At 65.3% G+C, this 16,991-nt stretch carries 19 protein-coding genes and 1 tRNA gene; 8 read left to right on the top strand and 12 right to left on the bottom strand.

Annotation, left to right across the window (positions count from 1 at the left end):
- Positions 1-398: 398 nt before the first annotated feature.
- Entirely contained in the window at positions 399-1,121 is a 723-nt protein-coding gene (locus TVC13_RS13020) for a hypothetical protein (RefSeq protein ID WP_422401615.1), read from the top strand.
- A gap of 60 nt (positions 1,122-1,181) precedes the next feature.
- Here TVC13_RS13020 and TVC13_RS13015 read toward each other — a convergent pair whose 3' ends face one another.
- The 4 genes from TVC13_RS13015 to TVC13_RS13000 all read right to left on the bottom strand — a co-directional run bounded on the left by TVC13_RS13015 (position 1,182) and on the right by TVC13_RS13000 (position 6,147).
- Positions 1,182-2,537 (bottom strand): DUF4032 domain-containing protein, encoded by a 1,356-nt coding sequence (locus TVC13_RS13015; RefSeq protein ID WP_422401614.1) that lies wholly within the window; start codon positions 2,535-2,537, stop codon positions 1,182-1,184.
- Between the two features lie 114 nt (positions 2,538-2,651).
- A complete protein-coding gene (locus tag TVC13_RS13010) occupies positions 2,652-3,740 on the bottom strand; it encodes an ABC transporter ATP-binding protein (RefSeq protein WP_422401613.1) in 1,089 nt (362 codons plus the stop codon).
- 167 nt (positions 3,741-3,907) lie between these two features.
- The gene (otsB, locus tag TVC13_RS13005; RefSeq protein ID WP_422401612.1) at positions 3,908-4,684 is read right to left on the bottom strand and encodes a trehalose-phosphatase; all 777 of its coding nucleotides are present in this window, start codon (positions 4,682-4,684) and stop codon (positions 3,908-3,910) included.
- Positions 4,681-6,147 carry an alpha,alpha-trehalose-phosphate synthase (UDP-forming) gene (locus TVC13_RS13000; protein ID WP_422401611.1) on the bottom strand — a complete coding sequence of 489 codons (1,467 nt, stop codon included), beginning with the start codon at positions 6,145-6,147 and terminating at the stop codon, positions 4,681-4,683. The genes otsB and TVC13_RS13000 overlap by 4 nt, the downstream gene beginning before the upstream one ends.
- Before the next feature lie 164 nt (positions 6,148-6,311).
- Between TVC13_RS13000 and TVC13_RS12995 the strand changes: the two genes are divergently transcribed.
- Positions 6,312-7,190, top strand: coding sequence for a DsbA family protein (locus TVC13_RS12995; RefSeq protein ID WP_422401610.1), 879 nt, complete (start codon positions 6,312-6,314; stop codon positions 7,188-7,190).
- 130 nt (positions 7,191-7,320) lie between these two features.
- Positions 7,321-7,397, top strand: a tRNA-Thr gene (locus TVC13_RS12990).
- A gap of 148 nt (positions 7,398-7,545) precedes the next feature.
- Here the strand turns inward: TVC13_RS12990 and TVC13_RS12985 are convergent.
- Positions 7,546-7,692 (bottom strand): hypothetical protein, encoded by a 147-nt coding sequence (locus TVC13_RS12985; protein WP_422401609.1) that lies wholly within the window; start codon positions 7,690-7,692, stop codon positions 7,546-7,548.
- A gap of 268 nt (positions 7,693-7,960) precedes the next feature.
- Here TVC13_RS12985 and TVC13_RS12980 point away from each other — a divergent pair, with 268 nt between their 5' ends.
- From TVC13_RS12980 to TVC13_RS12970, 3 genes are all read left to right on the top strand, one after another.
- Positions 7,961-8,104 carry a hypothetical protein gene (locus TVC13_RS12980; protein ID WP_422401608.1) on the top strand — a complete coding sequence of 48 codons (144 nt, stop codon included), beginning with the start codon at positions 7,961-7,963 and terminating at the stop codon, positions 8,102-8,104.
- A 33-nt stretch (positions 8,105-8,137) separates the two neighbouring features.
- A complete protein-coding gene (locus tag TVC13_RS12975; protein ID WP_422401607.1) occupies positions 8,138-8,413 on the top strand; it encodes a hypothetical protein in 276 nt (91 codons plus the stop codon).
- A gap of 141 nt (positions 8,414-8,554) precedes the next feature.
- Positions 8,555-8,752: a hypothetical protein gene (locus tag TVC13_RS12970; RefSeq protein WP_422401606.1), complete on the top strand. Its 198-nt coding sequence runs from the start codon at positions 8,555-8,557 to the stop codon at positions 8,750-8,752.
- Between the two features lie 173 nt (positions 8,753-8,925).
- Here TVC13_RS12970 and TVC13_RS12965 read toward each other — a convergent pair whose 3' ends face one another.
- Genes TVC13_RS12965 through TVC13_RS12940 form a run of 6 tightly spaced genes read right to left on the bottom strand, consistent with a single transcriptional unit; the run spans position 8,926 to position 14,331 of the window.
- Positions 8,926-10,374: an amidohydrolase family protein gene (locus TVC13_RS12965; RefSeq protein WP_422401605.1), complete on the bottom strand. Its 1,449-nt coding sequence runs from the start codon at positions 10,372-10,374 to the stop codon at positions 8,926-8,928.
- Between the two features lie 56 nt (positions 10,375-10,430).
- Positions 10,431-10,961, bottom strand: a complete 531-nt coding sequence (locus tag TVC13_RS12960) for a DoxX family protein (RefSeq protein WP_422401604.1) — start codon at positions 10,959-10,961, stop codon at positions 10,431-10,433.
- 39 nt (positions 10,962-11,000) lie between these two features.
- Entirely contained in the window at positions 11,001-11,366 is a 366-nt protein-coding gene (locus tag TVC13_RS12955; protein ID WP_422401603.1) for a hypothetical protein, read from the bottom strand.
- Entirely contained in the window at positions 11,363-12,307 is a 945-nt protein-coding gene (locus TVC13_RS12950; protein ID WP_422401602.1) for a hypothetical protein, read from the bottom strand. Before TVC13_RS12950 ends, TVC13_RS12955 begins: the two co-directional genes overlap by 4 nt.
- A 24-nt stretch (positions 12,308-12,331) precedes the next feature.
- Positions 12,332-13,138, bottom strand: coding sequence for a citryl-CoA lyase (locus tag TVC13_RS12945; protein WP_422401601.1), 807 nt, complete (start codon positions 13,136-13,138; stop codon positions 12,332-12,334).
- On the bottom strand, positions 13,135-14,331 hold the full coding sequence (locus TVC13_RS12940; RefSeq protein ID WP_422401600.1) for a CaiB/BaiF CoA transferase family protein: 1,197 nt from the start codon (positions 14,329-14,331) through the stop codon (positions 13,135-13,137). The genes TVC13_RS12945 and TVC13_RS12940 overlap by 4 nt, the downstream gene beginning before the upstream one ends.
- 146 nt (positions 14,332-14,477) lie before the next feature.
- Here TVC13_RS12940 and TVC13_RS12935 point away from each other — a divergent pair, with 146 nt between their 5' ends.
- Positions 14,478-15,269 carry an IclR family transcriptional regulator domain-containing protein gene (locus TVC13_RS12935; RefSeq protein WP_422401599.1) on the top strand — a complete coding sequence of 264 codons (792 nt, stop codon included), beginning with the start codon at positions 14,478-14,480 and terminating at the stop codon, positions 15,267-15,269.
- A gap of 41 nt (positions 15,270-15,310) precedes the next feature.
- On the top strand, positions 15,311-16,324 hold the full coding sequence (locus TVC13_RS12930) for a hypothetical protein (RefSeq protein ID WP_422401598.1): 1,014 nt from the start codon (positions 15,311-15,313) through the stop codon (positions 16,322-16,324).
- Here TVC13_RS12930 and TVC13_RS12925 read toward each other — a convergent pair.
- Positions 16,321-16,986 (bottom strand): GntR family transcriptional regulator, encoded by a 666-nt coding sequence (locus TVC13_RS12925; RefSeq protein WP_422401597.1) that lies wholly within the window; start codon positions 16,984-16,986, stop codon positions 16,321-16,323. The two genes, TVC13_RS12930 and TVC13_RS12925, sit on opposite strands and share 4 nt — an antisense overlap.
- Positions 16,987-16,991: the final 5 nt, after the last annotated feature.

Below are 16,991 nucleotides of genomic sequence, written 5' to 3'. Positions count from 1 at the left end.
CCGCGGAGGTCGCGGAAGGAGCGGGGGTAGATCTGGTAGATCACCGAGGAGCGCCACCACTGCCTCTCACGCTCGGTGGAGGCTTCATGGACCGGAACCAGGCGGAGTTCTCCGGTGCGCGGGGCAGGTACGCCGGGAGCTTTGTCCATGAAAAACAACATCCCTTTCACTCATGCGGTCTGATACGTCCTCTTAAACGAGGATAAGTCCGCTGATGTGCCTGAAATGCGGGGTGATAACCCGCACAGCTGCAGGCAGCTGAAGTACGGATCGGCTGGCGGCGCAAGTACCGTTTCCAGGAGTATCGGTGCTGGTCGGGATAGACTTACGGCTACTGCTGGCAGCGCCCCCGTGGCAGGCCGGCGTCCGTCCCCCACCAGCCATCATTCGGGAGAACCATGTCAGAGAACCGCAACGACGTCCCGGGCGAGCCCGCGAAGGACCCGCAGGCGCAGCCCTGGGAGCAGGCCACCGGGAACGCCGCCGACGCCGATGCCCCGACGCAGCCGCTGTACGGCCGCTACGCCCAGGACTCCGCTCAGGAACCCGGCCAGGCGCCGGATTCAGCTCCGGAGAGCGGCCGGCAGCCGGAACAGCAGTACTCTTCGGCGCCCAGCCAGGGGTCCTGGAGCCAGCCGCAGGGCCAGCCCCAGCAGCCCGGCTACGGCGCGGCGCCAAACTCCGGCTACGGCGCGGCGCCAAACTCCGGCTACGGCGCGGCGCCAAACTCCGGTTACGGCGTTCCGCCGGCACCCTACGGCTACCCGGGCGCCTACCAGCCCCCTGCACAGCAGCCGGGCAAAACGATGGGCATCATTGGCCTGATCCTCTCCTGCCTGTTCTTCATTCCGTTCGCCTCGCTGGTGGGCGTGATCCTGAGCATCGTGGGATTCGTCCAGTCCCGCAAGGCCAAGATGAGCAACGGTCCGGCCCTTGCCGGCATCATCATCGGAGGGGTTGTTTTTGTCCTGACGCTGGTTGCCACGATCGCCATTTTCGTCTTCGCCGTGGACCAGGTGGGCACCCTCATCGAGATCTGCGAGGACCGGGGGCCTGGCACACACTTTGTGGACGGCGAAGTGTACGAATGCAGTCCCTCGGAGTTCGGGCAGTCCCTGTAACGGGACGGCGACGCGAAAAAGGCAGGGCCCGCGGGCCCTGCCTTTTTTGTTCGCAGAAAACTACCCCGGTGACGCGCCGCTTTCGAGGATCCGCATGGTGGTGGTGTCAGGGTTGAGCAGGATCGCTGCCTCGTCCCGGCGGTGGCGCAGCACATTGTCCAGATAGGACTGCACAGCTTCAGCCATGGGGACGTAGCGGTTCTCCTTCTCGGACATGTACCAGCGGTGCTCCAGCACCTCATGCACCACTTCTGCCTGCTCCAGCTTGCTGCCCAGTTCCCTCGGGACGGCCTTCACGATCGGTTCGAAAACCTGGGTGACCCAAAGGTGTGCGCTGAGCTCCTCATCCAGGTCCGGGTGGTTATCCGCCCGGTAGGAGTCCAGGTCATTCAGCAGGCGCCGGGCCTGATTCTCCTGGGCATCCAGCCCGGTGAGGCGCAGCAGGCGGCGCTGGTGGTGTCCGGCGTCAACAACCTTGGGCTGGAGCTGCACCTGTGAGCCGTCCGGCGTGGTCCGGATGGTGAGTTCATCGACATCGAAGCCCAGTTCGTTCAAACGCCGGATGCGGGCGTTCACGCGCCAGCGCTCACCGAGTTCGAACGACTCCTGTTCGGTGAGTTCTGCCCACAGATTGCGGTAGCTGTCCATAATGCGTTCGCTCGTGGCCAGCGGATCGACGTTCTCCTCGATCAGTCCGCCCTCAGCCAGGTCCATCAGCTCACCGGCGATGTTTACCCGGGCGATCTCCAGGTCATATTCGCGCTGGCCGCGGGAGAGCTCCGGGTACAGCTCACCTGTCTCGGCGTCGACCAGATAGGCAGCAAAGGCTCCGGCATCCCGGCGGAACAAAGTGTTGGAGAGGGACACATCACCCCAGTAGAAGCCCGCCAGATGCAGCCGGACAAGCAGCAGGGCCTGCGCGTCGATCAGGCGGGTCAGTGTGACTTCCCGCAGGGTCTGGGAAAACACCGCGCGGTAGGGCAGAGAAAAGCGGAGATGGCGGGTCACCAGCACGGGGTCCAGTTCATTGCCGTCTGCATCCTGACGGCCGGTAATGACAGCCACCGGGGCAACGCTGGGGATGTTCAGCCGCCGCAGCTTGCGCAGCATGTGGTATTCCTGCCGTGCCACGTGCTCGCTGGTTTCCTTGATGGCGATCAGGGAATCGCCCATCCGCGCGAATCGGACAACGTGCCGGGAAATGCCGCGGGGCAGTGCGGCCAGGTTTTCCTTGGGCCAGTCTTCCAGCGGAATGGACCAGGGAAGGTCCAGCAGTGCCGGGTCCATGGAGGCGGCGGTGATGTTCAGGGAACCGAGCGGTTCCTGCGTCGCCTCGCTGTGGCTGCGGGGGAGCTTGCCGGGTTGTTCCCAGTTAGTTGGTTCATCACGCCAGTTGGCGCGTGGAGCTTCAGTCATTGGCATTGATGCCTTCTATCAGCGCTGGGATGGGGGTTAAACCAGAGCGGTGGCCTTCCTCCAGAGTTTAGTTCAGGGGGAAGGGCCACCGCACGCGCACAGTGTTGCTAACGGCTACGCTTCGTCAGCAAGTCGCTTACCGGTGCTGGTGTCAAAGAGGTGCACATGGCCTGACTTCGGCTTTACAAAGAGCGTGTCGCCCTTAGCCGGGGGTTTCCGGGCATCCACACGGGCTGTGATCTCGTGCTCCTGGCCGTCCAGGAAGGTGTGCCCGTATACGAAGGCGTCTGCGCCGAGTTCCTCGACCACATCCACCTCCACCTTCAGCCCGTCGCCCTCGGCGGCAACGTCCATGTCCTCCGGACGGACGCCGAAGGTGACGGTGTTGCCGGCGGCCGCTTCGAGGATGCTGCGGGGAACCGGGTAGACCGTTCCGCCGAAGGTCACGCCGCCCTCAGTGACGGGCAGTTCCAGCAGGTTCATTGCCGGGGAACCCATAAAGCCGGCGACGAAGACGTTCATCGGCTTGTCGTAGAGGTTGCGCGGGGTGTCCACCTGCTGCAGCACGCCGTCCTTCAGCACGGCAACGCGGTCGCCCATGGTCATGGCTTCGACCTGGTCGTGTGTGACGTAGACGGTGGTGACGCCCAGGCGGCGGGTCAGCGACGCAATCTGGGTGCGGGTCTGCACACGCAGCTTGGCGTCCAGGTTGGAGAGGGGCTCATCCATCAGGAAGACCTGCGGGTTCCGGACGATCGCGCGCCCCATGGCGACACGCTGGCGCTGGCCGCCGGAGAGAGCCTTGGGCTTGCGGTCCAGGTAATCCTCAAGGTCCAGGAGCTTGGCGGCCTCGCGGACGCGCTCCAGGCGTTCCTCCTTCGGGACGCCTGCGATCTTCAGTGCAAAGCCCATGTTGTCCGCCACAGACATGTGCGGGTACAGGGCATAGTTCTGGAACACCATGGCAATGTCGCGGTCCTTGGGCGGAACGTCGGTGACGTCACGGTCACCGATCAGGATGCGCCCGGAATTGACGTCCTCCAGGCCTGCAAGCATTCGCAGGGAGGTGGACTTGCCGCAGCCGGAGGGGCCAACGAGCACCAGGAACTCGCCGTCGGCGATTTCGAGGCTGAGGTTGTCGACTGCAGGGCGCTCGGTGCCCGGGTACAGACGTGTAGCTTGGTCAAACGTTACCGTTGCCATGATATTTCCCTTCACGGGCAGGTACGTGCCCGACGATCCGTTGTGAATGGGTGGATGTTTAGTTGTGAAACAGCACTAAAACAGTGACGGACGCCACGGAAGCGGCCGCTGGTGGCAAGTATGCCACGTCCGTCAAGCAGACAGAAGGAAAACGGGTAGCCGGAAGGTTAATTTCCGACGGCGGCCAGGCGCAGCTCGTGCAGGTGCTCGAGAACCGCGGCAAATTCTTCCGGTGATTCGACCCGGAACGGGGCAGCGGTCTCACCCGGACCCACCTTGATTCCCACGTCTTCGGGCTGCAGCACGGCGAAGCCCTTCTCATCCGTGACATCGTCACCGGCGAACAGGACCGCGGTGGCCCCGGTCAGCTCGCGCAGCGCGAGGAGGCCCTCTCCCTTGTTCGCATGGACTACGGACGCTTCCAGGACGCGCTTGCCGTCGGTGACCTGCACGCCGTCCAGCTCTCCCAGCCGTGCGCGTGCGGCTTCCACCGCTGTGGAGGCATCGCCGTCGGACGCACTGCGGGTATGCAGGACGACGCCGGCGGGCTTGTCCTCGACGCGGCAGCCGGCACACGCTGCGGCCACTTCGGCGACGGCCGCGCGGGCACGCGCCAGCAGATTCGCCTGCTCCGGGGTGAGATGCAGAGGCTCGGCGTTGGGACCGGTCCAGGTTTCGGCGCCGTGGCTGCCGACCAGCAGGGTTTCCGGCTCAGGCTCGGCCACGGCACGCAGGCTCTCCAGCGCCCGGCCCGAGATCAGCGCCGTCGCGGTTCCCGGTACGCCGGACAGGGCGCGCAGGGCCGCCGCCGCGGCCGGGAGCGGCCGCGCGTCGTCGGCGTGCTCCACCAGCGGGGCGAGGGTGCCGTCGAAGTCCACGGCGACCAGCAGGTGGTCGGTCGCTGCCAGGGTGGCGAGGGCGGCGCGCAGCTCGATGGGAATCACTGGGGTTCTCCTTCCAGACGCAGGGCGTTCAGGAAATTCTGCGACCAGCGCTCGACGTCGTTCTGCAGTACCTGCCGGCGCATCAGGCGCATGCGGCGCTGGGCTTCACGCGGCTGCATCTGGATGGCGGAGACGATCGCGTCCTTCAGCCGGTCGATGTCATGTGGATTGACCAGCACGGCCTGGCGCAGCTGGTCCGCAGCACCGGCGAATTCGCTGAGCACGAGGGCACCGGTGTTCTCTGTCCGGGCAGCGACGTATTCCTTGGCCACCAGATTCATGCCGTCGCGCAGGGCAGTCACGAGCATGACGTCCGATGCCAGGTACAGGGCAACCATTTCCTCCACAGGGTAGGAGTGGTGCAGGTAGCGGATGGCGGTGTTGGACATCGTGTCGTAGGTGCCGTTGATCCGCCCGACCGTGCCTTCGACCTCTTCACGCAGCAGCCGGTACTGTTCCACGCGCTCGCGGCTGGGGCTGGCAACCTGGATCAGGGCCGCGTCCTCGACGCTGATCCTGCCGTCCTCAAGGAGTTCCCCGTAGGCCTTGAGCCGGTGGCTGATGCCCTTGGTGTAGTCCAGGCGGTCGACGCCGAGCAGGATGACCTTGGGGTTGCCCAGTTCGCGGCGGATCTGCTTGGACCGCTCGATGATGTCCTCGCGCTTGGCCAGCTCGGTGATCTGGTCCACGTCGATGGAGATCGGGAAGGCTTCGGCCCGGGAGATATAGGTGTTGCCCTCATCGTCGGTGATGTGCACCTGCTGCTGCCGCACGGAATGTCCGGCGAACCGGCGGACGCAGCGCAGGAAATTAGCGGTGTCACTGGGCCGCTGGAACCCGATCAGGTCCGCTCCCAGCAGGCCGGCGATGATGTCCCTCCGCCACGGCAGCTGGGCAAAAATCTCCAGCGGGGGGAAGGGAATGTGGTTGAAGAAGCCAATTTTCAGGTCCGGGCGGGCTTTGCGCAGCATCTGGGGAACCAGCTGCAGCTGGTAGTCCTGCACCCACACTGTTGCGCCTTCAGCGGCGACCTCGGCTGCGGCTTCGGCGAAGCGGCGGTTGACGGTGCGGTAGGAATCCCACCAGGTTCGGTGGAACTCCGGCGGTGCAATCACGTCGTGGTACAGCGGCCAGAGTGTGGCGTTGGAGAAGCCTTCGTAATACAGCTCCACCTCGGAGGCGCTCAGCGGCACCGGGCGCAGATGCATGTTGTCGTGGTCAAACGGCTCCAGCGTTTCGTCCGGCGCGCCGTGCCAGCCCACCCAGGCGCCGTCGGCCTTTGCCATCACCGGCGCCAGCGCCGTCACCAGGCCACCGGGGGACCGGCGCCAGCTGTCACCGCCCTCGGATCCGTTGTCCGCTACCCGGTCCACGGGCAGGCGGTTGGAGACCACTATGAAGTCGTAATCGCCGTACCCGTCCGTTGAAATCTCAGTTTTCGATTCAGCGGCAACAGCGTTCACCTTTTGCACTCCTAAGTTGACTTGTTTGTTCGCCACTCTATCCAACAGGGGAACCTTTGTACCCACCCCGGGCGTTGACGATGGGGTGCAGGGATATCGTTGTCCCTGAAGACCGTGTACCTGATGCCGCCGCAGAGGTGGCCGTTTGAGAGACAGAAGGAACTATGAGCGACCGGAATCCCAAGGCCACCAAGGCCGAGCGCCAGGCCGTGGCCCGTGAAAAGGCGCGGGCACTGCGTGAGGCACAGCTGAAGAAGGAGCGCCGCAACAAGCTGCTGACCCGCTGGGGCATCGTCGCTGGAATCGTCGCGGTTATTGTGATTGTTGCTGTGATTGTCATCAACAGTGTCCGCGGTGGGATTCCCGACGCCGGACCGGCTCCGGCCAACGGCAACGTCGACGGCGGCTTCACCCTGACGTCCACGACGTCGCTGGAACCGGCCGATACCGGCGAGGTTGACGTCAACAACCTGCCAGAGGCCACCACCACCAACGAGGCAGGCGAGACGGTGCCCGCCGGTGTGGAGGCTGCTGCGCCCGGCGAGCCCGTGAAGATCGTGGAATACGTGGACATCAACTGCGTGCACTGTGCAGATTTCACCGGCACATACGGTGACCAGATCGGTTCCTGGCTCGATGCCGGCGAGGTTACCTACGAATACCGCACGGTCGCGTTCCTGGACCGCAACTCGCCCACCAACTACTCTTCCCGCGGCGCCAACGCTGCAGCCTGCGTTGCCGACACCAACCCGGAATCCTACTGGGACTTCATGAAGGCGATCTTCGCCCAGCACGCGGCCGGTGAAATCGACAACGCTGCCCTGGTGGACATGGCCAACTCCGTGGGTGCCTCGGACGCCGCGGACTGCATCAAGAACGACGGTTTCCGCACCTACGTGAAGTACACCGACGCCCTGGCCCGCAATGCCGAGGTCAGCGGCACCCCCACCGTGTACATCAACGGTTCCGAAGCGGACCTGAACTCCTTCGTGGAGACGGTGCAGAGCGCCATCGACGCCAACAAGGCTGAGGCTTCCTCCTAGTTCCGGCTTCGCCCAGCCGCGTCCGCCGGAACGAACCATGCCTGGTTTCGTTCCGGCGGGTGTGCTGGGCTAATCTTGTCTAGCGCTGTTGTACTTCCAGTACGACGCCGCGGGGCCGGCAACGGCCCATGCCTCCTTAGCTCAGTTGGCCAGAGCACCTGTCTTGTAAACAGGGGGTCGCCGGTTCGAATCCGGCAGGGGGCTCCACGAAACCCCTTCTGATCAGGTGAAACGCCCGATCAGGAGGGGTTTTCTTATGGGACGAAAAGGGCCCACTACACGCTTACGACACGCTTTCGCACCGGATCCGGGCCACGATCAGCTACCGGCGGGGACCTGCTTGTTGTGGTGCTGACTACCCGAAGGTCGTCTGCACGGTGGAGAACTCCGAGAGCCCAAGCCAGTTCAGGACAAACGGCATGAGACCGATGACGGTCAGGACACCGGCGAGAATCCACAGGACCAGTTTCCGGTTCTTCGACTCGCGAAGCCGGGTCGTCATCGCAACACCTGCGACCACCAGCGGCAGTCCCAGGAAGACGGCGGCCGCCAGGACCTCCAGGGCGATGAAGCCCGCTTACATCCAGTCGGTCCGGCTGTAGAGTCTCTCGTCTCTGGTCTGTTCCACTGGCTTACTCATCGGGCCATCATTCCATCTATCCGCCGTCCTGCCACGTGCTGATGTTGCCGAGGCTGTCGGTCGAGTGGTTGCCGAGTCGGCTACGGTGGTGCCCACATGACCTACTCCAGCTAGACGGAAGGGGGATGATATGGGCCTCATCACCGCATGGCATGTCCTGGTCGTGCTGGTTGTCCTGGTCGTAGCCGCGCTGATTGCCTGCGTCATCTATATCGCTCGCAAGGGAGTCCCTAAGCGGTTCGTCCGCAGGGCGGCCCGCCGCGACGACGAATGACAAGGCCCCGGAGTATTCTCCGGGGCCTTGTTCATGCCGGAAGCAAGGTGGTCAGACGGTGACCGTCCGGTCCGTTCCCCGAGAGCCGGGCAGAGCGGCCGGGGCATCGCTCGGGAGGTTCGCGTCGCGCACCTCCCGGTCACCTCTGCCGTGCTGGCAGTGGTACTGAGGTGGGTCGCTGACGGCATGGCCGAACACCCGTACAAGGTGGTCGGAGACCTTGAAATCATGCTGCACGGCGCCGTGCGCGAGTCCGTCCGCCGGCTCGACGCACGTGCCGCGCCGCAGGGAACGAAGCGGCCGCGGTGAGCGGGTAAAGCGCCCTCCCGGATACCGCAGCAGGCATTAGGATGGCCGGCAAGGTCCACAGCACGCCCGGCCGGCTCCGGGAAGCCGCACTGCAGAAATGAGTCTTCCCATGAACCAAAGCTCTTCCCCGGGGTCTCGCCTATGAATGACCTGGTCCAGGGATCATTCGGGTTGTTCTTGCTGGCAGCGGGACTGGCCTGCATCGGCGTCGGGCTGGCAGTTGAGGGGGAGCCGTCCGGCGTGCTGATGACGTCCCTGACGCTGGGCGGTTACGCGCTGGTGACGGGACTGATCATCACCGCGGGGACGGCCGCTAACCGGGCTGCATTGAAGGTCTGACACCGAAACCGGACAGTCGCCCCGTTTTGATATCCATTTGTGTCCTAATGCATCGCAGCTAAATGCCAATGTTCGCTATTCTCAATGTGGAACAACGCACAGACTCAAGCGCCGGGCCGAAGCCGGTGATTTCCATGGGGGTGGAATCACCGGCTCCGGGCCGGCACCTGTTTTTAAGCGTGCGTGGAGCTGTCCCGGTAGTCCGTGTACATGTAAGGGTTATCCAGGATGCGGGTTTCCGGAATGTCCGGGTTCATATCCTGCTGCCACGCCTCCGGACCCAGCTCGGACTGCAGATGTTCAACGGTTGTCTCGACCCGGCGGCGCAGGGCGTCGAGGTCCACCCCGATCAGCCGGTGGTCAAACTTGACCGTCCTGCCGTTCACCAGAACGGTGTGAACGTCCCCGCGGCCCGCCTGCAGCGCTACCTGGCCGTAGGGATTAAGGACCGGGAAAGCCGACGGCGAATGGTCGTTGCGCAGCAGGACAACGTCAGCCTTTTTCCCTGGTTCCAGTGACCCGACGGCGTGGTCCAGCGACAGCGCTGCCGCCCCGCCGCGGGTGGCCCAGTCCACCACATGTTCGGCCCGGAGCGAGGAGTGGGTGACCGTATCGCCCTGCTCATGGGCGCGCATGTGCTCGTATGACCGGTCGGCACCGAGGGTGGTGCGCATGGCGGTGAACAGGTCCGAGCTGAACCAGACACTGGTGTCGATGGACAGGGACATGGGGATGTTGTGCCGGCGCAGGACCCACGACGGCGGGTAGCCCTGCCCGCAGCTCTGCTCGCTTTCGGTGGACAGGGAAACAGAACCTCCGGTGGCGGCGATCCGCTGGTATGAATCCTCGCTCAGCGTGGCTGCGTGGACATAAACGGTCCCGGGGACCATAAAGCCGTGTTCGTGCATCAGCCGCACGCCGTCGTCGTTCGTGGCGCCCCAGACACCGGCATGGGTGGTGACCGGCAGGTCCAGTTCGCGGGCCACCTCGAAGGCGGCCTTTTCCGGGAACGCGGGGTCACCGGTGACGTCGAAGGCGAGCTGGAACTTCATCATGTCCGTACGCGGGTTCCGGCGCTTGACGAAGTCCGTGAACTCCGGTTGGGCGGTCCATTCCCAGGGCCCGGCAAAGATGTTTCCGGGCGCGAAGACGAACCGTCCGCCGGTTTCTTCCAGTGCGGAAAGCGCCGCTTCGGCATGGTCCAGGGTGCTCAGGCCGTGGGACCAGTCAACGGATGTGGTGACTCCGGCATCCAGTGCGTCCCAGGCTGAGAGGGCGTTGCCGGTGGCGATGTCTTCGGGGCGGAATGCCTTGCCGTGCTCCAGGTAGTACCAGACGAAGTACTGCGTGAGCGTCCAGTCCGCGCCGTAGCCGCGCATTGCCGTCTGCCACATGTGGCGGTGGGTATCCACCATGCCGGGCATGACGATGCCGCCGGCGGCATCGATTTCGAAGGTGCCCTCGGGGACTTCGAGCGCCGGGCCGACGGCGGCAATGTCCTCACCGATCACCAGCACGTCAGCGTGCTTCAGGACGCGGCGGGTGGCATCCATGGTCAGGACCGTGCCGCCACGGAAGACGACGGGCTGGTTCTCCTGAGGGGTTGGGGAAGTGCTGTTCATGCTGGGCTCCTGGAAGGGGTTGGGGAAGGGCAGGGATGCGGGTGAGGTGTGGGTTATCAGGCGGTAGGACTTTTAGCTGTTCTGCGGCGGACAAGGGTGAGGAACACCAGGGCAGCGGCCGCCGCCAGCAGGACGGCAGCCGTTCCGGCCGTGGTTCCGCCGAGCAGAGGGGCCAGGCCGGGGAAGCGTTCTGCCAGCAGAGCATCGGCAGAGAACGCCCCTGCTCCGGTGAAGGCAAGGCCGGTGGCTGTTACGGCGAGGACATACGGGTACTCGCCGCCGCCACGGGCATTCCAGAAGGACCCTGCCTTCAGCTGGGACACCGCTCCTGCCACTGTCATGGTTCCGGCAGCCGCAGCGGCTCCGAGCGGAAGGAACAGTCCCAGCAGCAGGGACAGTCCGGCCAGGGCCTCGGTGGCGGAGGCCATGCGGACCATAACCCGGCCCGGGCGCAGGCCCAGCGACTCGAAGACACCGGACATCACCCCCAGTCCCTGTCCCTGGAACCAACCGAGGGACTTCTGCGCAGCGTGGGCCAGCAGGACGGCGCCGATCAGCAGGCGCAGCAGCAGCAGTCCTTCATCCATGGCGTCCCCCGGTTCCGGTCACGGTGAATCCGGACTGGGTCACAGGGCCGTGGACGGGTAGGGGTGCCCGGTCCAGTGTTCGAGCCGCCTGGCCCAGTCCCGCTGGTAGGACAGCGGGCCCTTGTCGCGGGTCCAGTCCTCCTCGAACAGGCCGATGAACAGGGTCAGGTACAGGAAGAAATGACAGCCGTTCTCGAACAGCCATACATAGTCATAGGTCTCCAGCGCCTTCCGTTCCGCAGCGGTGAAGGAGAGCCAGGTGGTCCGTTCCGCCGGGTTCAGCCACTGGCCCACTTCCTCCTCCCACTGCATAACGGCAGCCGCGGGATCGGCCTTGTAGCGGGCCACCCAGTCCGGATCCCGGTCAACGGTGAAGAGGAACTTGTTCACGTAGTACCTGCTCACGCCGTGGCTCCTTCGCGGTCTGCATATACCGGCCCGAGGACTGCGCCGGAGGCCGCCGCGGCTCGGACCGCCGCCTGCAGCAGGTGGTCTTTCTGGGTGGGGTACCACGTCATGAACATCTCTCGGGTGTGGTAGAGATCCAGCTGGTCGACGTAGTCTGCTTCCTCCCCGGCGGCAATGCCCAGCATCAGGATCAGGTCCATAAAGCCGTGGGTGGCGTTCCCAGCCGCGGCCATGGATTCATGGGTGACGTTGGCCAGGATCGCTTCGATGTTTCCGGTGGACAGCCATTCGATCGCTTTGGCGTCAAAGGCGGGATCCGGTCCGTGCTCGCCGAACATGCGCGGCCCGCCCAGTTCCAGGGAGAGGTGGCCGGTGCCGATCGCGGCAACCTTCCGGTCCGACGGGAAGGCCTCGATGACCCGGCGGATGGCCCGGCCCAGATCCCAGAACCGCTTGGGGGAGGGCAGCGGCGGGGCAAAGATGTTCGTGTAGATCGGAACGATCGGCAGGTCCGCCTCCGGGCGGACGGTGATGATCGGGCAGATGATCGAGTGGTCGATTTTCAGTTCGTGGCTGAAGGAAAAATCGAACCCGGCGTCCATCAGCCCCTGGTGCATAAAACCGGACAGCTCCGTGTCGCCGTCGAGCAGATAGCGGGGCAGGCCGAACTCGCGCTCCTCGTTGTAGAACGTCGCGTCGTACTTTTCCTGCTTGCCGATCAGGAAGGTGGGGTAGTTGTCCAGGAAGAACTGGTGGAAGTGGTCGGCACCGACCATTACCAGAACGTCCGGCTGCGCGGCGGTCAGGGTCTGCCGGTAGGCCTCGACTTTCCGCTGCCATTCATCGGCCTGGGGCATGCGGGACTCTGAGCGGTCGGTCGTGGCTTTCAGGTAGAACGGATGGTGCGTGCTGGCCAGCACTGCGGTGAGCTCGGCCATGGGGTCCCCTTTCCGGGAGAGGTGTCAGATGGTGTCGGGATCGACGTAGCCCGCATTGCGGTCCACGGTCATGTAAATGTCATTGGCAATGGGATTCCGGCGTTCTTCAGCCAGCTGGCCCAGCAGTCCGGCGGCACGGGCCAGCAGTGCGAAACCGCGCAGCAGTTCCTGGGGCAGCCCGAGATCCGCCAGTGCAGCGCCGCAGACACCGGCCCCGTTCAGCGGCAGCTGCCGGCCCAGGGCTTCGCCGCTCATCCGGCCCAAAGCCTCGAACAGGCGCAGGTGCGGACCTCGCAGGCCTTCTTCTTCGGCGATGCCGATAAGCACCGGGGTGCGCGGGTCGCCGTCTTTGTGGTTCGGATGGCCAAGGCCCGGGACCAGCTTGTCCTGCGCCCGGCGGGAGCGGATGGCCTCCAGCGCCAGGGCATCCCAGCCAGCGTCGTCGTCGGGCAGTTCATCCTGCCCGGCCAGGACCTCGGCGAGGAACAGAGCGCAGTCCTCGGTCACGCCCAGGAACCGGGATCCGCCGCCCAGCAGGCCTGAAGCCAGCGCGCCCTGCAGGGAATCCGGGGCGCTGAGGTAGGTGAGCCGGGCAGCAATCGCTGTGGGGGTGAATCCGTGGTCGGCCAGGGCCACCAGCACGGCTTCGAAGACCCGCAGCTCAGAAGCGGAGGGGCGGCGCATGGCCACCAGCCAGAAGGCGAGTTCCCCGAAGCTGACCTTGCCCATTAGGTCTTCGGCCAGGTCCCGGCCCAGCAGCCGGATCTCGGTGCGGCTGGAAGTGCCCAGAGAGGTGGGGAAGAACAGGTCCTGGCCGGTCGGCGCGGTCATCGGTTTTCCTTCGGTTCGGTAGGGGACAGCTCATCGCTGAGCCAGGCCCGGATCTGCTCGGTATGTTCACCGAGTGAGGGCGGAGCAAGGTCATAGCGCGGCGGGGTGGCTGAGTAGGTGATGGGGTTGCGCACCACCGGCACCGCGTCCTGCCCGGACCCGGCGAAGACAACAGGATCAAGGCCCAGTTCCCGGGCGTATTCAACGCCCTGTCCAATGGTGTTGATGGGGCCGCAGGGAACCCCTGCGGCGTTGAGCCGTTCAAACCAGTGTGCAGCCGGGTGAGTGGTGAGCTGATTGGTCAGCAGGGGGCGCAGTTCCTCGCGGCGTTCGGTGCGGTCGGCATTGTCTTTGAACCGGGGGTCAGCTGCGATTTCCGGAATGCCCAGGACTTGGCAGAGCTTGCTGAACTGGGTGTTGTTGCCAGCGGCGACCACCAGGTCATCGTCCGCTGTGGGCAGTGGCTCATATGGAAAGAGGCTGGGGTGCGCGTTGCCCATCCGGAACGGTACTGTGCCGCCGGAAACGTAGGCGGCAGTCTGGTTCACCAGCCCGGAGAGCGCGGTTGACATCAGATTGGTTTCCAGCAGCTGGCCGGCTCCGGTCGCGTCCCGGTGCCTCAGGGCCGCCAGGATGCCGACTGCGGAATGCAGGCCGGCCATCACATCGAACACACTGATGCCGGCCCGGTACGGAGCCCCATCCGGGTCGCCGGTCAGGCTCATGAGCCCGGACATGGCCTGGACAATCAGGTCGTAGCCGGGCAGTGAGGCGCCGCCCCGGGTTCCAAAGCCACTGATGGAGCAGTAGATGAGCGCCGGATTGGCCTGTCGGACGGACTCATAGTCGAGTCCGAAGCGGGTCAGGCCCCCCGGCTTGAAGTTCTCGATGAGGACGTCCGCCCGGCGGGCCAGCGCCCGGGCCGTGGCCAGATCGGCGTCGTCCTTGAAGTCCAGGACCACGGAACTCTTGTTCCGGTTGATCGAGGTGTAGTAGGTGGACACCCCGTCGGGCCGGACCGGAGGCACCCAGGACCGGGTGTCGTCACCGGCCGGGCTCTCCACCTTGATTACCTCAGCGCCGAGGTCTGCAAGCAGCATGGTGGCGTACGGTCCTGCCAGCACCCGGGAGAAATCCGCTACCACCACCCCGTCCAGGGGCAGGGGCGAAACGGCTGGAGGTGATTCAGGCACGGTACTTCCTTTCGGGCCAACCGGCGGCTATCCTCGTGCTGTCCGCTAGGCGGACACCTGTCCGCCGGTGCGGGGGTGGCACAAGGATTCACGTATGCCGACACTGTGTCAAGAGTCACAGTGAAGCGAAGCTGGGGAGAGAGCGAATGGCGGGAGACCGCGGGCCGGATTTCATCGAGGCCCTGGCCAGGGGACTGGAGGTGATCAGGCACTTTGGGCCTGACGGCGCCGAAATGTCTCTCAGCGAAGTGGCTGCCGCCAGTTCGCTGGCAAGGCCGACGGCGCGCCGGATACTCCTCACCCTGGCCGAGCTCGGTTACGTCAACGCCTACGACGGCCGCTACAGCCTCACCCCGAGGGTCCTGGAACTGGGGATGGCCTACGTGGGCTCGCTCGGGCTGTGGGACATGGCACGCCCGCATCTGCAGCGCCTGGTCTCAAGAACCGGGGAATCCTCCTCGATGGCACAGCTGGACGGCTCGGACATTGTCTACGTAGCAAGGGTGGCCGTGCCGAAACTCATTGCGCTGCGCGTGGAAATCGGCACCCGTTTCCCGTCCCTGCGCACCTCCCAGGGCAAAGTCCTGCTGGCCGGGCTGCCGTTCGAGGCGGCACAGCGGGCGCTGGAAGAACACACCCGTTCCGGTCTGCCGCCGGCGCCCGTTCCCCCGGAAGGAGAGCTGCGGGACATGCTCGACGCCGTCCGCGCTCAGGGCTGGGCGCTCGCCGATGAGGAACTTGCCCCCGGAGTCCGATCCATCGCCGTCCCCGTGCCGGACGGAGCGGGCAAGGTCCCGGCCACCATGAACGTCACAGTGCATGCAGCCGAAACCAGCGTGGAGAAACTCCAGGGCGAGTACCTTCCGCTGCTGCAGGAGGCGGCTGCGGACACCAGTGCTGACTGGGCCCGCTGGCAGGCCCGCCCGCGCTCGGCGTAGCGGTCCCGCAGGTGCCGCGCAGGCAGCTGTACCCTTGCCCGATGGGGAAGAAAAACTATGGGGAAGTGCTGCCGGATCCCGTGGAACTTATGCAAGAGATCCGCGCCATAGAAGCTCAGGGCATACCGCAGCCAAAGCTGTACATCATGACCGTGCTGCAGGCAGCCAAGGTGTACGCCGGCTACGGGGAGACAGGCGAGGGGCGGGCACTGTGTGAACGGGCCTGGGAATTCGCCGAATCCGTTCCTGCGCTCAATCATGACCGCGAGGTGGCAGTCCACATTTACGACGCCGGATGGGACCACCGCCGGCCCCGGGACCCGATGTACCTGACCGGAGCGTTCTTCCTTGCGGTCGAGGAGTACGGCCCGGGCAGTGCATGGGTGCCTTACCTGATGCGTGAACTGTACTGGTACCTCCAGGAGAACCCGGACCTAGATGAATTCGCCTCGCTGCGGAAACGGGAAGAGGACCGGGAACTGGCCGACGCCCTGCACCAGATGGCCGTCGCGGCCCTGGGCGGGTTCCCGCGCGGGACGAACCATGCCGAACGCTGCCTGCGCAGCGACGTCGTCGGATACGCAGCCCAGTTTCTCTTTGCTGCCGGTGACGACCTGTGCCGCCACGCGCTGGAAGAATGGCTCTCCGGCCCGGTCAGCGGCTATGAATCGGGCACCGCGCTGGTCAGTTTTATGCTCCGGCTGCAGGCCTGGGGTCCGGCGCGGTCAGCTGCTGAACGCACCCTCCAGGCGGTGGAGTCCGATCCCGCTGCTACCAGCGCGGAGAAGGCCAGCGTCCTCCTGGACGTTGTCTTCGGCATCACCATGGCACCTGATGCGCCCGGCCTGGCACGGCTGCCCGAACTCGAGCAGCGGATCGGGGACCTGGCACACGGGTCGTTCAGTGAGACTGAAGCGCACGTGCTGCAGGAGAAGCTCTACCGCTACGTCATCCAGCGCTTGGATGAGGGCAAGGAAGCGCAGGAGGATCAGCAGGCCATGTTCGGGCGGCTCCTCTTCAATCCGTTTGCAGCCGTTGCTAACACCTGGAACTAGGGCAGCAACACGCCTGAAGGCCGTGCCCCGGCGGCGTTGCGGGCGGCCAGGATGTGGGTGCGCATGACGGCCTCGGCCCATTCGCCGTCACGGGCCCGAGCCGCGGCCACCAGCTCAGCATGGTGGAGCATGCTGCGGCGCAGCGCTTCGGGACTGTACTTGCCGAAGGTGTGGGCAACCACTGCCGGGCGCATCAGGGTCTGCAGGGCCACGGCAAAGTGCCGGTTGCCGCAGCGATCCACGAACACTCCGTGGAACTCGTTGTTCAGCGCGCCCAGCGTCCGCAGGTCGCCTTCTGCTGCGGCCGCCTCCATCGCCGTGTTCAGCTCCGCCAGCCGCTCGACGTCGTCATCTGAGAGCCGGGGAACGGCCAGCAGGGCAGCATGCGGTTCAAAACCGGCCCGCACGTCGTACAGCCCGGCCACGTCCTCGGGAGTGAAGGAGACAACCTGCGCGCCCTTGTTCCGGCTGATCTCCACGATGCCCTCGGCGGCCAGCCGGTTCAGTGCCTCGCGGACCGGCGTCCGCGAAACGCCCAGCCGTTCAGCCAGTGCGGCCTCGCGCAGCCAGGATCCGGGGGCGACGTCGCCGGAGGCTATCAGTGCGCGGAGCCGCGCGTACGGGCTCTCATCGGCGTCCGCGGGAGTGGGGGAATGTTCCATGCGAA

Origin of the sequence: Arthrobacter sp. 3Tela_A (assembly GCF_049311025.1) — a bacterium.
Classification (GTDB): Bacteria; Actinomycetota; Actinomycetes; order Actinomycetales; family Micrococcaceae; genus Arthrobacter_B.
This window is presented reverse-complemented; position numbering and strand designations above follow the sequence as displayed.

Bases quoted from the DNA above. Each gene is read 5' to 3' on its own strand.
- TVC13_RS12945 (WP_422401601.1), bottom strand. From the start codon at position 13,138: ATGACCGCGCCGACCGGCCAGGACCTGTTCTTCCCCACCTCTCTGGGC.
- TVC13_RS12925 (WP_422401597.1), bottom strand. From the start codon at position 16,986: ATGGAACATTCCCCCACTCCCGCGGACGCCGATGAGAGCCCGTACGCG.
- TVC13_RS13010 (WP_422401613.1), bottom strand. From the start codon at position 3,740: ATGGCAACGGTAACGTTTGACCAAGCTACACGTCTGTACCCGGGCACC.
- TVC13_RS12965 (WP_422401605.1), bottom strand. From the start codon at position 10,374: ATGAACAGCACTTCCCCAACCCCTCAGGAGAACCAGCCCGTCGTCTTC.
- TVC13_RS13020 (WP_422401615.1), top strand. From the start codon at position 399: ATGTCAGAGAACCGCAACGACGTCCCGGGCGAGCCCGCGAAGGACCCG.
- TVC13_RS12935 (WP_422401599.1), top strand. From the start codon at position 14,478: ATGGCGGGAGACCGCGGGCCGGATTTCATCGAGGCCCTGGCCAGGGGA.
- TVC13_RS12960 (WP_422401604.1), bottom strand. From the start codon at position 10,961: ATGGATGAAGGACTGCTGCTGCTGCGCCTGCTGATCGGCGCCGTCCTG.
- TVC13_RS12995 (WP_422401610.1), top strand. From the start codon at position 6,312: ATGAGCGACCGGAATCCCAAGGCCACCAAGGCCGAGCGCCAGGCCGTG.
- TVC13_RS13015 (WP_422401614.1), bottom strand. From the start codon at position 2,537: ATGACTGAAGCTCCACGCGCCAACTGGCGTGATGAACCAACTAACTGG.
- TVC13_RS12980 (WP_422401608.1), top strand. From the start codon at position 7,961: ATGGGCCTCATCACCGCATGGCATGTCCTGGTCGTGCTGGTTGTCCTG.
- TVC13_RS12985 (WP_422401609.1), bottom strand. From the start codon at position 7,692: ATGACGACCCGGCTTCGCGAGTCGAAGAACCGGAAACTGGTCCTGTGG.
- TVC13_RS12950 (WP_422401602.1), bottom strand. From the start codon at position 12,307: ATGGCCGAGCTCACCGCAGTGCTGGCCAGCACGCACCATCCGTTCTAC.
- TVC13_RS12930 (WP_422401598.1), top strand. From the start codon at position 15,311: ATGGGGAAGAAAAACTATGGGGAAGTGCTGCCGGATCCCGTGGAACTT.
- TVC13_RS12970 (WP_422401606.1), top strand. From the start codon at position 8,555: ATGAATGACCTGGTCCAGGGATCATTCGGGTTGTTCTTGCTGGCAGCG.
- TVC13_RS12975 (WP_422401607.1), top strand. From the start codon at position 8,138: ATGCCGGAAGCAAGGTGGTCAGACGGTGACCGTCCGGTCCGTTCCCCG.